Source organism: Solimonas sp. SE-A11 (assembly GCF_030345715.1).
Lineage (GTDB): Bacteria > Pseudomonadota > Gammaproteobacteria > Nevskiales > Nevskiaceae > Solimonas_A.
Genome location: NZ_JAUASX010000001.1, coordinates 292308 through 305232 on the forward strand (window position 1 = coordinate 292308; position 12925 = coordinate 305232).

The window sequence follows — 12925 nt, forward strand, 5'->3', positions numbered from 1 at the left end:
AAATTCAGGAGTAGAACATGGCTCATCACGACCACGCCCACGACGATCACGCTCACGACGAGCACCATGGTCCCGAGAAGGGAATCATGCGGTGGATCAAGACCACCAACCACAAGGACCTGGGTACCCTGTACCTGTTCTTCGCGTTCACCATGTTCTTCATCGGCGGCCTGATGTCGCTGGTGATCCGTGCCGAGCTGTTCCACCCTGGCCTGCAGTTCGTCGATCCTGAGTTCTTCAACCAGATGACGACGATGCACGCGCTGGTGATGATCTTCGGCGGCGTGATGCCGGCCTGGGTCGGCCTGGCCAACTGGATGGTGCCGATGATGATCGGCTGCTCCGACCTGGCGCTGCCGCGCATCAACAACTGGGGCTTCTGGATCCTGCCCTTCGCCTTCACCATGCTGCTGGGCACGCTGTTCATGGAAGGCGGCGCCCCCGCGGGCGGCTGGACCATGTACCCGCCGCTGGTGCTGCAGACCGGCAACGCCTTCCCGTTCCTGATCTTCGCCGTGCATCTCATGGGTATCTCGTCGATCACCGGCGCGATCAACGTGGCGGTGACGATCCTGAACATGCGCGCCCCGGGCATGAGCCTGCTCAAGATGCCGCTGTTCGTCTGGACCTGGCTGATCACCGCCTACCTGCTGATCGCCGTCATGCCGGTGCTCGCCGGCGCCGTGACCATGCTGCTGACCGACAAGTACTTCCTCACCAGCTTCTTCACGGCGTCTGGTGGCGGCGACCCGGTCATGTTCCAGCACATCTTCTGGTTCTTCGGCCACCCCGAGGTGTACATCCTGATCCTGCCGGCCTTCGGCATCGTCAGCACGATCATCCCGACCTTCGCCCGCAAGGCGCTGTTCGGCTATGACTCCATGGTGTACGCGGTGGCCTCCATCGCCTTCCTGTCGTTCATCGTGTGGGCGCACCACATGTTCACGGTGGGCATGCCGCTGGCCGGCGAGCTGTTCTTCATGTTCGCCACCATGCTGATCGCCGTGCCCACGGGCGTGAAGGTGTTCAACTGGGTCGCCACCATGTGGAAGGGCTCGATGACCTTCGAGAGCCCGATGCTGTTCGCCCTGGCCTTCGTGTTCCTGTTCACCATCGGCGGCTTCTCGGGCCTGATGCTCGCCATCACCCCGGTGGACTTCCAGTACCACGACACCTACTTCGTCGTCGCCCACTTCCACTACGTGCTGGTGCCGGGTGCGGTGTTCGCCATCCTGGCCGGTGTGTACTACTGGATCCCGAAGTGGACCGGCCGCATGTACAGCGAGAAGTGGGGCAAGATCCACTTCTGGCTCTCGGCCATCTTCATCAACATCACCTTCTTCCCGCAGCACTTCGCAGGCCTCGCCGGCATGCAGCGCCGCGTCCCGGACTACGCCGTGCAGTTCGTTGACTGGAACGTCTGGTCCACGATCGGCGCCTTCGGCTTCTTCCTGGCGCAGTTCATCTTCATCTTCAACATGCTCGCCTGCTGCTACGGCTGGTTCGGCCGCAAGCAGGGCCTGCCCGACCGCGTCTGGGAAGGCGCGCACGGCCTGGAATGGACGGTGCCGTCGCCGGCTCCGTACCACACCTTTGAAGTGCCGCCGGTCGTCTCCGACAACGAGCTGACCGCTACGCACGATGCCGTCGATGCCTTGGACAAGCACAAGCTGAGCTGATTGACATGAGCAGCGTCGACCTTCGCGCCCGGGCGCGCCGTAACAAGATCCTGGGGGTCCTGCACCTCCTGCTTGCGCTCGGCATCGTGGCGGGCTTCGTCATCGCGCAGAGCCATCGCTGATGGACGCCGGCGCGCGGCGCAGCACTTTCAAGTTCGTGCTCGTCGTCGTCGGCATGTTCGGCTTCGGTTTTGCGCTGGTGCCGATGTACAACGCGCTCTGCGACGCGATCGGCCTGAACGGCAAGGTCAAGATGCAGGCGGCGGCGGAGCCGGTGCAGGTGGATACCAGCCGGACGGTGACGGTGCAGTTCGTCACCACCGTCAACGGCGGGCGCACCTGGGAGTTCCGTGCCGAGGAAGACAGCGTCAAGGTCCACCCCGGCGAGATGCGCGCGGTGAAGTTCTACGCCCGCAACACCGAGGGACGCGACCTGATCGCGCAGGCGGTGCCCAACGTCGCTCCGATGGAAGCGGCCAAGCACATGCGCAAGACGGATTGCTTCTGCTTCAACCAGCAGCCCTTCGCGGCCGGGGAAGAGAAGCACATGCCGGTGGTGTTTATGCTGGACCCCGCCCTGCCCAAGGACGTGGATACCGTCACGCTGTCGTATACGTTTTTTGAAGTGGAGCAGGTGGCCCACCAGGGCGCGCCGGCACAACCGAAGATTTGAGACACAGAGGAACAGTCATGGCCGAGCACGCCACTCCGAATCCCGACCGTTATTTCGTACCCGCCCCCAGCGCCTGGCCGTTCGCGCTGACGGTGGCGCTGGTCGCGATCCTGGCTGGCGTCTCCAGCTACCTGGAAGACAAGCACATCGGCCCGGTGCCCATCTATGCCGGTGCCGTGCTGATGATCTACATCCTGTTCCGCTGGTTCCGCGGTGTGGCCATGGAGAGCGAGGGCGGCTTCTACGGCGCCCAGGTCGACCGCACCTACCGCTGGAGCATGGCCTGGTTCATCTTCTCCGAGGTGATGTTCTTCGGCGCGTTCTTCGGCGCGCTGTATTACGCCCGTCACCTGTCGCTGCCCTGGCTGGGTGGTGAGGGCAGCAAGATCGAAACCAACCTGCAGCTGTGGTCCGGCTTCGAGAACCACTGGCCGACCAACGGCCCGGCCAAGCTCAACGGCGACTTCGACACCATCCCGGCGTTCGACGTGCCCTTCATCAACACCCTGCTGCTGCTGACCTCGGGCGTGACGCTGACCCTGGCGCACCACGCGCTGAAGGCCAACAAGCGCACCGCCACGATCCTGTGGATGTGGGCGACGGTGGCCCTGGGCTGCGCGTTCCTGTTCTTCCAGGTCGAAGAGTACATGCACGCCTACGGCGACCTGAACCTGAAGATGGCCTCCGGCATCTACGGCTCGACCTTCTTCATGCTCACCGGCTTCCACGGCATGCACGTGACGCTGGGCACGCTGATGCTGCTGATCATCACGCTGCGCCTGATGTCCGGGCACTTCAAGCCCGACTCGCATTTCGGCTTCGAGGGCGTGGCCTGGTACTGGCACTTCGTGGACGTGGTCTGGATCGGCCTGTTCATCGTGGTGTACTGGCTCTAACCCGGCCGGCAACAAAAAAAGGGCGGCCATCCGGCCGCCCTTTTTGCTTTACCGCTTTACCGCGCTCAAGGCGACGCTTCGACGTTGGCGGGGCGGCCCTGGTAGATGCCATGGGGCTTGAGCCAGCCCATGAAGTAGCTGAGGACCAGGAACAGGATCAGCGTGACCGACAGGGCCACGCGCAGTTTCAGGCTGTTGAGCATGCGGCGACGGTTGCCGGGGTCCTTCACCAGGAAGGTGCCGCCGGCGATCAGGGAGCCGATGATGGCCAGCAGCAGGACGATGATGATGGTTTTGACGAGCATGGGCAGGACATCCGGAGGCAGGGGAGCGGCGGCGCAGGGAACGCGCACGGCCGTTGGCTGGTCATCTTACCGGTCCGCCACCGTCGCCGCCTGCCGCTCCCTGCCATGAACTACACATTCCGACCGCCCTGGTGGGCCTGGCTGGCCACCGCCGCCCTCAGTGCCCTGATGATCAACCTGGGCCTCTGGCAGTACCACCGCGGCCAGGCCAAGGAAGGGCTGATGCGGGCCTACGCCGAAGCCTCGGCGGCCGCGGCCACCCCGTTCGACCCGGCCGAGCCGCCCCATGCGGAAGCCATGCTTCGGCGCTCCCTGTCCGGCGATTACCTGGGCGCGCGCCAACTGCTGCTGGACAACCAGGGCTCCAAGCGCCGCGCCGGCTACCATGCCTGGGCGGCGCTGCGCCTGGCCGACGGCAGTCTGGTGATGGTGGATCGCGGCTGGGTGCCGGGCAACCCGGACCGCAGCCAGTTGCCGGCGCTGGAGATCCCGTCCGGCACGGTGAAGATCGAGGGCTTCTGGCGGCCGCTGCCGCGCCCAGGCCTGCGCGTGGCGAGCGATAATTGCGATGAGCGCCCCTTCCCCCGCGTGGTGCAGTACCCCACGCAGGAGGACCTGGCCTGTCTCTATCCCGGCGAGCGCGTGGCGCCCGGCCTGCTGCTGCTGGCGCCCGAGGCGCCGGGCGGCTATGAACGCGAATGGAATATCGGCGTCGAAGTGCCGCCGCAAAAGCACTACGGTTATGCCCTGCAGTGGTTCGCCTTTACCGCGACCCTGCTGGTCCTCTTCATCAGGCTCAATCTCAAGCGTCGATCATGAATCCCACCGAGCACCCCGTTGGCCGCGGCCGTGGCCAGTTCCTGCTGCTGGCCACGCTGTTCTTCGCACCGCTGCTGCTGGCCATCGTGTTCTATTTCTTCGCTCCGGCCTGGCAGCCGACGCACAAGACCAACTACGGCCAGCTGATCAACCCGGCGCGGCCGCTGCCGGCGCTGCAACTGCTGGATCATGACGGCAAGCCGCAGGATCGCGAGGCCCTGCGCGGCAAGTGGAGCTTCGTTTACCTGGCCGGAGCCGGTTGCGAGACCGCCTGTCTGCAGAAGCTCTACCAGATCCGCCAGATCCGCACCCTGCTCAACGAGAAGCGCCAGCGCGTGCAGCGCGTCTACCTGGCCCCGGATATGGCTGGCCTGAAGGCAGGCGAGGAAGCCCTGAAGAAGGAGCACCCAGACCTGGTGTTCCTGGCCGCCAGCGGACAGGGCGATGACCTGGCCCGCTTCCTGGAAGCCAAGGACCCGCAGGCCCTGTACCTGATCGACCCGCTTGGCAACTGGTTGATGGTCTACCCGGCCAACGCGGAGTCGCCGGGCATCCTGAAGGACATCAAGAAGCTGCTGCGGTTGAGCCAGATTGGATAAAGGACAGGCATGGGGTTGCCGTCCATGGCGGGACGGCGACTCGCCCATCCAACCCCTGGGCGGCCATCCATGGCCGCCCGTGGTCCGCTTTGGCGATGCCCTTTAGGCATCGCCAAAGCGCGGCGAATCACCCGCTTGCGGGAGAGGGGGCCGAATCGAGGCGCCCGGGCTGGGACGAAATGCCCAGCCGACCCCCGGCCCCCGATCCTGTAAAATCTGTCCCCCGCGTCGAGTCACTAGCCTGCCGCCATGTCCTGGTTCCGCCGCATCAATTTCCTCGCCATCTGCCTGTGTTTCGGCGTCGTCGTGCTCGGAGCCTTCGTGCGCCTGTCGCATGCCGGCCTGGGTTGTCCGGACTGGCCGGGCTGCTACGGCCATATCGGCGTGCCCCTGGAGGCCCATGATGTGGCCAAGGCGGAGCAGAATTTCCCGCAGCGTCCGGTGGAGGCCCATAAAGCCTGGAAGGAGATGATCCACCGCTACTTCGCTTCGACGCTGGGCCTGCTGATCGTGGCGCTGGCATTCATGAGCCTGAAGCTGCGCAGGCAGGGGGCACCGGGCGTGCTGCCCTGGGTATTGGTGGCCTTGGTGATCTTCCAGGGCTTGCTGGGCATGTGGACCGTGACCGAGCTGCTCAAGCCGCTGATCGTGACCGCCCACCTCATCGGCGGCATGAGCACGCTGTCGCTGCTGGTCTGGCTGTGGCTGGCCAGTGGCCGCCCCGCTGTGGCTGACGCCGAGCCCGCGCGCCACCGCTCCGAGCGCCAGCTGGCCATCGAGCTGCAGCGTACCCCGGCGCAGGAAGGCCCCAAGCCCCTGCCGCTGCCGCCGTCCAGGCTGCGCCGCTACGCGCTGGGCGCGCTGCTGCTGGTCTGCGTGCAGATCTTCCTGGGCGGCTGGACCAGCACCAACTATTCGGCCCTGGCCTGCCCGGACCTGCCGACCTGTCATGGAAAATGGCTGCCGGAGCTGGATGTACCCACCGCCTTCACCCTGTGGCACGGCCTGGGTATCGACTACGAGCACGGCATCCTCGATGCGCGGGCACGCGTCACCATCCACTTCTTCCATCGCGTGGGCGCGGTCGTGGTGACCGTGGCGCTGCTGCTGCTGGGCTGGTTCCTGTGGCGGCGTGGCGAATTCCCGATCTGGCGCGGCTATGGCGTGGCGGTGGTGGCGGCGCTGGCGCTGCAGGTGTCCATTGGCCTGTCGGTCGTCAAGCTGCAGCTGCCGCTGGGCCTTGCCACGGCGCACAATGCCGGGGCGGCGATCCTCCTGCTGACCCTGGTCAGCCTCAATTTCTTCGCCTGGAAGGCCCGTCGCTAGCATGGCTGCCACGATGGAGCAGACCCTGAGCCTGCGGGCACGGCTCAACGAATACTACGAGCTGACCAAGCCCCGCGTGGTCATGCTGATCGTGTTCACCGCGATCGTCGGCATGTTCCTGGCAGTGCCCGGCCTGCCGCCCTGGGGCGGCTTCCTCTGGGGTACCCTGGGCATCGCCCTGCAGGCAGCCTCGGCGGCGGCGGTGAACCAGATCATCGACCGCAATATCGATGCGCGCATGGCTCGCACCTGCGGCCGCCCGCTGGTCACCGGCGCCCTGACGATGACCGAATCCATCGCCTTCGCCACGGCGCTGGGCATCGGCGGCTTCGTGCTGCTGTGGTTCCTGGTCAACCCGCTGACCGCCGTGCTGACCCAGTTCACGCTGATCGGCTACGCCGGCATCTACACGCTTTATCTCAAGCGCGCTACGCCGCAGAACATCGTGATCGGCGGCGCTGCCGGTGCGGCCCCGCCAGTACTGGGCTGGGTGGCGGTGACCGGGGAGGTCCATCCGCATTCGCTGATCCTGTTCCTGATCATCTTCATCTGGACCCCCCCGCACTTCTGGGCGCTGGCGATCGAGCGGCACAAGGAGTACGCCGCCGCCGACATCCCGATGCTGCCGGTGACCCATGGCCTGGAGTTCACCCGCACCCAGGTGCTGCTCTACACCGTGCTGCTGACGGCGGTGACGGTGCTGCCCTTCGCGGTGGGCATGTCGGGCTGGCTGTACCTGGTGGGCACCCTGATCCTGGACGGCCTGTTCCTGTACTACGCCTTCCGGCTCAAGTACGCCCCCCTTCCGGGCCTGCCGATGAAGACCTTCGGCTACTCCATCGTCTACCTGATGGCGATCTTCACCCTGCTGCTGGTGGACCACTACCTGCCCCGCGCGGCGCTCTGAGCGGGTCCAGGCCGTCCTGGGTCCTTGCAGGGGAAGGCAATATGCCCGACCGGGCATCAAAGGCTCGTCCTGGCGGGGTATCGAAGCCTGTGAATGGTCATTCTCTCACTGGTGCTTCCCTCGGGGCCATCGCCCGCATCCGACTTAGGTCGGAGGGCGTATTGGGGCCGAGGGTGTAAAGATATTCTGGGCCTATAGATATTTCATACGTCGGGAGCAAACCGACTGCGGGTTGCGGATATTTGCCAATGGTCGGAACTTGACCAGTGGGCTAAACTGCCCCCTGATATGGAATAACCTTAGGCCGCAATCGACGGCTTGCCAGCAATCTTGTAGGGAGATTCAGATATGTTCGAGCGATTCCGCGGAGCCGGTACGGTCCTGGCCGGTTCCCTTGCCCTGTTGCTGGCCGCTTGCGGCGGCGGGGGCGGTGGCGGCAGCAGTGGTGGCGGTGGTGGTGGTGACGGTGCGGCCAAGTCCTGCTCCGAGAGCTTCAGCGCCGACAAGGCCGCAGCCGATGCCGGTGCCTGCCAGCCGACCTACAACGCCCAGTGCGACTCGCTGAATCTCCGCGTGCCGATCAACGCGATGAATCCCACGCCCTGCACCAAGGATGGCGCGGATGGCGGCGTCACCTACCAGACCCTGAAGGTTGGCGATACCGAGTACGTGCTGGTCACGCCGCCTACCGGCGGAAAGAAGGGCCTGTACATTGCCCTGCACTGGCGCAGTGGCAACGGCGCCACCATGATCAACAACATGCGCCTGTCGGAGCTGGCCAAAGCCCGCGACATCACCATCGCGGCACCGACCTCCCCGTACGTGCTGCTGGGCGGCGGCGGCGTCGGCTTCGTCCGCGAGTGGGACTTCGCCGGTGCGGCCGACGCGATTTCCGCAGTCATCAACGATGCCAAGATCCAGGCCAAGCTGAACGCCAACGTGACGGTCGTCGTGGCCGGCGTTTCGTCCGGCGCGGCCGGCGCCACCCGCTTCCTCTGCGAGCGCGGCAACGAGATGAACGGCATCCTGCTGGTAGCCTCCGGCACGATCAGCTCCGAGTCGACGGCGGGTTGCCTCTCCGCAGCGGCGGCTTCCAAGGCCGATATCGGCGCCAAGGCGGCGGTCTCGACCCCGGTGGTGCTGGTGGAAGGCGTGGACGATCCGGCCTACGACACCACCGTGGCCCGCTACGGCCAGTTCAAGACCATCAACGGCTGCAGCGCTGCGGCTGAGGCCAACAAGACCGTCAAGCTGAACGACCAGGTCGATATCGCCTACAACACGACCTGCAGCTCCACCGACGGCGCGGCCCTGGTCACGGTCAAGGACAGCGGCCACAACTGGCCGGGCATGGATCGTCCGATCCCGCCCAACCCGCTGACCGATGCGCTGTCGCTGCTGGGCACCAGCACCGCGATGAGCATCTTCGGCAAAGTCTCGTTCTCCTTCGACGCGACCCTCCAGGGCTACGACCTGGTGCGTTCGCTGGATTGATGCATCGAGAGGTACAAAAAAACCGCGGCCTCGTGCCGCGGTTTTTTTGGCCTTGTGGAATGCAGGCGCGGGGGTGACCTGCCCTGCGTCCTGCCCGCTCAGCGCTTGGGTTTGAGCATGGTGCCGCTGCACTCCGGGGCGCCGCAGCGGCAGGCCCAGAGGGCCTTCATCCTCGCGGTCTGGCGTACGGGCAGGCTGATGCCGTAGTCGTAAGTCAGCTCCTCACCCGGGGCGATCTCGCGCAGGGTCTCGATCAGGATGCGGTCCTTCTTCGGGTTGCCGTCGGCGCTCTCTTCCCATACGGCTTGGCAATTGGGTGCGCAGCTATGGTTGAGCCAGCGCGCTTCATTGCCGTCGACGTTGGCGTCGATGATGTAGCGCTCGTTGAGTGTGAACAGGAAGGTGTGGCCGGTATCCACGCCGCCTTCATACAGGCGGTCTGCCTGTGCGTGCGTCATCAGGCGGCCCTGGTATTCGATGAGTTCAACGCCGGGGGCCAGCTTGCGGGCGGCGAAGACGCCGTTGCCATGGATGGGGGAGCGACGCGTGACGATCTTGCGGGACATGCGGTCGTAACAGGTGAGGGGACTCGGCGGATTCTCCGCATGTAGCGTGCCAGTGCGATGACGGGCTGCCTGCGGGCTGCGCATTGTGGGCAAGTCCCGGGCCGGCGTCACCTCCAGGGTCGCGTTCATGGACGGTTCAGTAGGCCACCACCATCCTGCGCTCACCGCTTGATCGCGGAACGGCGGCCCAGAAGAGGCCGGACGTCACCCCCGAATGACAGGAGTCACGAACATGAAAGCACTCACCCGAACCCGCCTGATGATCGCTGCCGGCGCCCTGGCGGCACTGCCCGGACTGGCCGCGGCCCACAATTACACCTACGTGGAAGGCGGTTTCCTGAACCGCGACTTCGACGGGTATGACGAATCCGGCTTCCGCATCGCCGGCTCCGGCGATATCCACAAGAACATCGCCCTGATCGGTGAATACAACGATACCGACGATCTGGAGCAGCTCAGCCTGGGTGCGCTGTTCCACACGCCGCTGAACAACAGCGTGGATCTCACCGCCGGCGCCACCTATGAACGCTTCGAGTTCGGCTCGGCGGACGAGGACGGCTTCGGCCTGCGCGGCGGTGTGCGCTGGCAGAACGCCGATGGCCGCCTGGAGCTGTCGCCGGAAATCCGCTACATCGACATCGACGGTTATGACGACACCTCGCTGCGCCTCACCGGCCTCTATGGCCTGACGCCGAAGGTCGACCTCGTGGCCGCGGTCCAGGGCGCGGGTGACGACGACCGCCTGGAAGCGGGCGTGCGCTACAACTTTGGCCCGCGCCTCACCGGTCGCTGAGACCCTGCCTGGCGGCAAAAGGCGGCGCCCTTCGGGGCGTCGCCTTTTTTGTGCCCGGCCGCCGGGGCCGTGCCGCCTTCGGCGGACAGGCCTGTAGGACTTTTTCGCACGGCCCCATCCAGGGGCGGCGGGTATGCTCCGGGCGGGGTACCGGGCTGGGGAGCCCGTTCCAGAGCGAGACCAGGAGAGCCTGAAGAATGAAAAGCAAAATGATCCTCGGCGCGTTGGCAATGCTGGCCATGACAGGTGCAGCGCAGGCGCAACAGGCTGCAGGCCCGCAGCCGATCCGCGGACTGGTGAGCCAGCTGATACCCGATCAGTACATCGTCGAACTGGCGCCGGCGGCGGCCCGCAGCGGCCCGCTGGCCCAGGTCGTCCAGGGCGTGGTGGGCAGTGTCGGCGGCGGCGAAGTCCGCCAGGTCTACAGCCATGCGCTGAAGGGCTTCAGCGTACGCCTGCCCCCCGCGGCGGCCGAGGCCCTGGCGCGCAACCCGCGCGTGCTGCGCATCGAGCAGGACCGCACGCTGTTCCTCACCGAGACGCAGTTCAGTCCGCCGTCCTATGGTCTGGATCGTATCGACCAGGTGAACCTGCCGCTGGATGGCCAGTACAGCTATCCGGCCAGCGCCGGGCAGAACGTGCATGTCTACGTGATCGACACCGGCCTCAATGCCGCGCACACGGACTTCGCCAACCGCATCGGCACCGGCCGCAACTTCGCCGCCAACGGCAACGAGGGCCTGCTATGCACCCTGCTGGGCTTGGGCTGCCCGCCGACGGATCCGGTCAACACCACCGACTGCAACGGCCATGGCACGCACGTGGCTGGTACCGCCGTGGGCAGCAGCTTCGGCGTGGCCAAGCGCGCCACACTGCACCCGGTGCGCGTGTTCGGCTGCGGCCGCAGCACGGCGACCTCCACCATCATCGCGGGCGTGGACTGGGTGACGGCCAATCGCCAGTTGCCGGCCGTGGTCAACATGTCGCTGGGTGGCGGCGCGTCCGACCTGCTCGATACCGCGGTCAACAACCTGATCGACTCCGGTGCCACCGTGGTCGTGGCGGCCGGCAATGAAACGGCCAACGCCTGCAATGGCTCGCCCAGCCGCGTGCCGCGCGCGATCACCATCGGTGCCACCACCAATACCGATGAGCGTGCGTCCTATTCGAACTTCGGCGCCTGCGTCGATCTGTTCGCGCCGGGCTCCAACATCGTGTCGGCGGCCTACAACAACAATGCCGGCTCCAGCAGCCTGAGCGGCACGTCCATGGCCAGCCCGCATGTGGCCGGCGCGGCGGCGCGCTATCTCAGCGTGAACAGCGGTGCCAGCCCGGCGGCCGTGGATGCGGCGCTCAAGGCTTCGGCCACCAGTGGCAAGGTAGGCAACCCGGGCAGCGGTTCGCCGAACCTGCTGCTGCGCCTCGATCCGTCCGCGTACTGAGCGGCAGATCCTCCACTCGGCGGGCCCTGCGGGGCTCGCCTTCTTTTTGCCCGCGCTTCAGAAGACGCCGCAGGCCAGCCCGGCGGCCAGGGTCTGGCCGAGTTCGCGGCAGCGTGCCAGCGCCATCCCGTCGGGCTCGCCCTGTACGATCAGGGCCTCGGCCACGCGGGTCCAGCCATAGCCGGTGGCAATACGCTCCAGCGCCCGCACGGCCCCCGCGCCGTCGTTGCCGGCGGACACGAACATGGCCCAGGGCAGACCCAGGGTCTTGCCCTCGGCCGGGTAGTAGGTGCGGTCGAGGAAGTCCTTCACCGCGCCGCTGAGATAGCCGAAGTTTTCCGGCGTGCCGATCAGCAAGCCCTCGGCCCACAGCAGGTCGTCCAGCCCTGCGTCGAAGGCGCGCAGCACCCGCAGTTCCACCTCGCCGGCAAACTCCGCGGCGCCCGCGCAGACGGCTTCCATCAGGCGGGCGGTACGGCCGCTCTGGCTGTGGTAGATCAGCAGCAGGCGCTTCATTCGGCCAGCAGGATCTGGGCGCCGCGCCAGCGCTGGCCGGGCTCCAGGCGTACCGGGTCGACGGTGGTGCCGGCCTCGACGCAGAGCATCCGGCGCCAGTCGTCCGTCTGCATGTCCGGCAGCGTCGCGGTGAGCGCGGCGGCGGGGTTCCAGACCACGGTATCGGTGAAGCCCTCCTGGCGGATGCGCAGGCGCCGCGAAGGCTCCTCCATCAGGAGTTCGCCGGGCGCGTCGAAGTAGATGCGGTCGATCCACTCGCCGAGGACCAGTGGCTCCTCGTGTTGCACGTGGTGCTCGCGGTCGAGCACGGCATCCAGGTAGCGCCGGCCCCGCAGGCCGTGCAGGCGCGTTTGATGGATGTCGCCGACCTGCAGGTAGCTGTGCAGCGCTACGGTGAACTCGAATGCCGATGAGCCGGTATTGAGCGCCGACAGCGCCATCTGCAGCCGGTTGGCTTCGATGGACACGTCCAGTTGCAGCTCGAAGGCATGGGGCCACAGGGCCAGGGTCTGTGCCGATTCCCGCAGTCGCAGGCGGCAGTGCGAGTCCCGCTGCTCCACCGCCTCCCAGTTCTGTACCCGCGCAAAGCCGTGCTTGGGCAGGGAGCCATGCCCCGAGAACTGGGGAAAGACCACCGGGACGCCGCCGCGTACCGAGACGCCGCTGCGGTACTCCGCCGCCGGGCTGAGGAACAGGCGGTTGTGCGGCTCCCCGGCGGGCGTCCAGGACAGCACATGTGCCCCGTACGGCAACACCTCCAGGCGAGCGCCATCGGCTCCCCGCAACCGCAAGGGCTGGAACGGATTGGAGGCGGGGGTGGGGGAAGCTTGGCTCATGGGCAGCGCGGACGGTCGGCGGGGTCAATCCAAGCATAGCCTGCCCGTGACAGAATCCCCCATTACCTTCAGAG

14 protein-coding genes are annotated in these 12925 nt (G+C 66.3%); 10 read left to right on the top strand and 4 right to left on the bottom strand.

Going from position 1 to position 12925, the window contains the following annotated elements; all coding sequences use genetic code 11:
• Positions 1-17: 17 nt before the first annotated feature.
• The 3 genes from QT386_RS01500 to QT386_RS01510 all read left to right on the top strand — a co-directional run bounded on the left by QT386_RS01500 (position 18) and on the right by QT386_RS01510 (position 3248).
• Positions 18-1679 carry a cytochrome c oxidase subunit 1 gene (locus QT386_RS01500; RefSeq protein WP_289271954.1) on the top strand — a complete coding sequence of 554 codons (1662 nt, stop codon included), beginning with the start codon at positions 18-20 and terminating at the stop codon, positions 1677-1679.
• A gap of 121 nt (positions 1680-1800) precedes the next feature.
• Positions 1801-2352 carry a cytochrome c oxidase assembly protein gene (locus QT386_RS01505; protein WP_289271955.1) on the top strand — a complete coding sequence of 184 codons (552 nt, stop codon included), beginning with the start codon at positions 1801-1803 and terminating at the stop codon, positions 2350-2352.
• A gap of 17 nt (positions 2353-2369) precedes the next feature.
• Entirely contained in the window at positions 2370-3248 is an 879-nt protein-coding gene (locus QT386_RS01510; RefSeq protein WP_289271956.1) for a cytochrome c oxidase subunit 3, read from the top strand.
• A gap of 65 nt (positions 3249-3313) precedes the next feature.
• On the opposite strand, the gene QT386_RS01515 is transcribed toward QT386_RS01510, so the two are convergent.
• Positions 3314-3553, bottom strand: a complete 240-nt coding sequence (locus tag QT386_RS01515; protein WP_289271957.1) for a twin transmembrane helix small protein — start codon at positions 3551-3553, stop codon at positions 3314-3316.
• 105 nt (positions 3554-3658) lie between these two features.
• Between QT386_RS01515 and QT386_RS01520 the strand changes: the two genes are divergently transcribed.
• The 5 genes from QT386_RS01520 (at position 3659) to QT386_RS01540 (ending at position 8698) form a co-directional block, all read left to right on the top strand.
• Positions 3659-4372, top strand: a complete 714-nt coding sequence (locus QT386_RS01520; RefSeq protein WP_289271958.1) for an SURF1 family protein — start codon at positions 3659-3661, stop codon at positions 4370-4372.
• Entirely contained in the window at positions 4369-4971 is a 603-nt protein-coding gene (locus tag QT386_RS01525) for an SCO family protein (RefSeq protein WP_289271959.1), read from the top strand. Before QT386_RS01520 ends, QT386_RS01525 begins: the two co-directional genes overlap by 4 nt.
• Before the next feature lie 249 nt (positions 4972-5220).
• Positions 5221-6297, top strand: coding sequence for a heme A synthase (locus QT386_RS01530; RefSeq protein WP_289271960.1), 1077 nt, complete (start codon positions 5221-5223; stop codon positions 6295-6297).
• Positions 6298-6310: 13 nt separating this feature from the next.
• Positions 6311-7204: a heme o synthase gene (gene cyoE / locus QT386_RS01535; protein ID WP_367401372.1), complete on the top strand. Its 894-nt coding sequence runs from the start codon at positions 6311-6313 to the stop codon at positions 7202-7204.
• Between the two features lie 348 nt (positions 7205-7552).
• The gene (locus tag QT386_RS01540) at positions 7553-8698 is read left to right on the top strand and encodes a hypothetical protein (RefSeq protein ID WP_289271962.1); all 1146 of its coding nucleotides are present in this window, start codon (positions 7553-7555) and stop codon (positions 8696-8698) included.
• A 98-nt stretch (positions 8699-8796) separates the two neighbouring features.
• On the opposite strand, the gene QT386_RS01545 is transcribed toward QT386_RS01540, so the two are convergent.
• Positions 8797-9264, bottom strand: a complete 468-nt coding sequence (locus QT386_RS01545; RefSeq protein ID WP_289271963.1) for an SET domain-containing protein — start codon at positions 9262-9264, stop codon at positions 8797-8799.
• A gap of 232 nt (positions 9265-9496) precedes the next feature.
• Here QT386_RS01545 and QT386_RS01550 point away from each other — a divergent pair, with 232 nt between their 5' ends.
• Together QT386_RS01550 and QT386_RS01555 are read left to right on the top strand one after the other, a co-directional pair.
• Positions 9497-10057, top strand: a complete 561-nt coding sequence (locus QT386_RS01550; RefSeq protein WP_289271964.1) for a hypothetical protein — start codon at positions 9497-9499, stop codon at positions 10055-10057.
• A 197-nt stretch (positions 10058-10254) separates the two neighbouring features.
• The gene (locus QT386_RS01555) at positions 10255-11499 is read left to right on the top strand and encodes a S8 family peptidase (RefSeq protein ID WP_289271965.1); all 1245 of its coding nucleotides are present in this window, start codon (positions 10255-10257) and stop codon (positions 11497-11499) included.
• Between the two features lie 57 nt (positions 11500-11556).
• Here QT386_RS01555 and QT386_RS01560 read toward each other — a convergent pair whose 3' ends face one another.
• A complete protein-coding gene (locus QT386_RS01560; protein ID WP_289271966.1) occupies positions 11557-12015 on the bottom strand; it encodes a flavodoxin family protein in 459 nt (152 codons plus the stop codon).
• The gene (locus QT386_RS01565; RefSeq protein ID WP_289271967.1) at positions 12012-12851 is read right to left on the bottom strand and encodes a D-hexose-6-phosphate mutarotase; all 840 of its coding nucleotides are present in this window, start codon (positions 12849-12851) and stop codon (positions 12012-12014) included. Before QT386_RS01565 ends, QT386_RS01560 begins: the two co-directional genes overlap by 4 nt.
• Between the last annotated feature and the right edge of the window lie 74 nt (positions 12852-12925).